Source organism: Mycobacterium sp. E2733 (genome assembly GCF_001667585.1).
Taxonomy (GTDB): Bacteria; Actinomycetota; Actinomycetes; order Mycobacteriales; family Mycobacteriaceae; genus Mycobacterium.
Genome location: NZ_LZJZ01000070.1, coordinates 1 through 1,393, shown reverse-complemented (window position 1 = coordinate 1,393; position 1,393 = coordinate 1). Strand labels below are relative to the sequence as shown.

General features: G+C 67.3%; 1 pseudogene. It reads right to left on the bottom strand.

The annotated features are described in order from the left end of the window. Positions 1-447: 447 nt before the first annotated feature. Positions 448-1,393: pseudogene (locus A5678_RS27540) on the bottom strand (serine/threonine protein kinase); the annotation flags it as partial.

Sequence of the window (1,393 nt, the reverse complement as noted above, 5' to 3'; positions counted from 1 at the left end):
GCGGTCACCGGCTGCCGTGGTTGCTCGACTTCCGATTCTCGTGGCGCTTCGCGGCACGGCGTAGGGCCACTTGTCCCCGGCTGCCAAGAGACATTGGTCCCAAAACCCAGGCCTGCGAGCGCCACGAACCAACCAAGATGGCGTCGGTGACATCCAGGTCGATGACGCGGTCGCGACCACACCGTCGTAGCTCCGCGCGCGAACGAGACTTCGGGTGCCGTTGACGAAAGCCCCGTTGCGGCAGTAAGCGTCGTGGATCTCGGCGCCGACCGGGATCGCAGCCAACCCGGCGTAATAGCGCAACGCCACGGGTCCTCAACGACGATGTCGCTGTCAATGGCCACAACATCGGCCGGCGCCAGATCGGCGTCCGACTGCCCTGAGCGCAAGACCACGACCATCGGCGCGCGGACTCGAAGCTTCCTCGCATCCGCCACCCAACATGCCCTAATCGCCGGTGCGCACAAACTTGCTATTGAAATCGACGCTGGTGGTGCAGGGCGCGGCCCGTTCCAGGCGACCGTGCCCGGTGAGCACGGTGATCGGGTCCTGCGCCGGTGCGGGCAGCGGATACGCCGCGGTGATTGTGACGTGCCCCGTGCCGCCGTCCGGACACTGAGCGTCGAATTCCTGGCCGTAGGTCCAATTCCCGCCGCCGAAGACCAGCGCCCTAGCACCGTCAAGCGAGTGGAAATAGCTCATGCACCGATCGCCGCTGCGCAGACAATCCGTGAGGACCACGAAGTCGGAATCGTGTGTCTCCCCATTCGCGAAGGTCCATCTGTCGTGGTAGTGGCCGTGCAGCGCTTGGGCCGCCGACACCACCCGCGGCGGCTGGCCGGCCGGGTCGGGAAGACTGGTGACGTCGACGTCGCCGGTGCGGGCGAAACTCACGGCCCGCTTGTTTTCGCAATTGTTGCTGGCCGTCGCGGTGTAGTCGCCGGACAGGGTGCCGTCAGGATGGGGTTGCAGCGTGAACACCTGCCAGTACTCGGCGGGAGCGTTGTTGCACGTTTTTGAGCCGAGGCCGACGGCCATCCAGCGCCCGCCGACCTCGTCGAACACCAACGTCGACAACGTGGTGTCGCCGCTTCGGCGTGACGCGGTGGCCACGCACCCGCCCGGGCGGCACACCGAGCGCAGGCCCCAGGTTTCCGTCTTCGGCGCGGCACCCTCGACCGGTTTCCCGTTTCGAAGATAGGTCTCGGGGGCGAAGTCGGCGGTGTAGACACCGGTGAACGGACCGGTATTCGGCGGCAGGGTGGTGGGCGCGGTGGCGGTCGGCTTGTGGTGCCCGGAGAGGTTCACGGCGGCGAATATCCCGGCGCCGATCAGCACCGCGATCACCAGCAGCGCGGGAATCACGACGTGGGGGCGCCGCCACCTGGGCCGG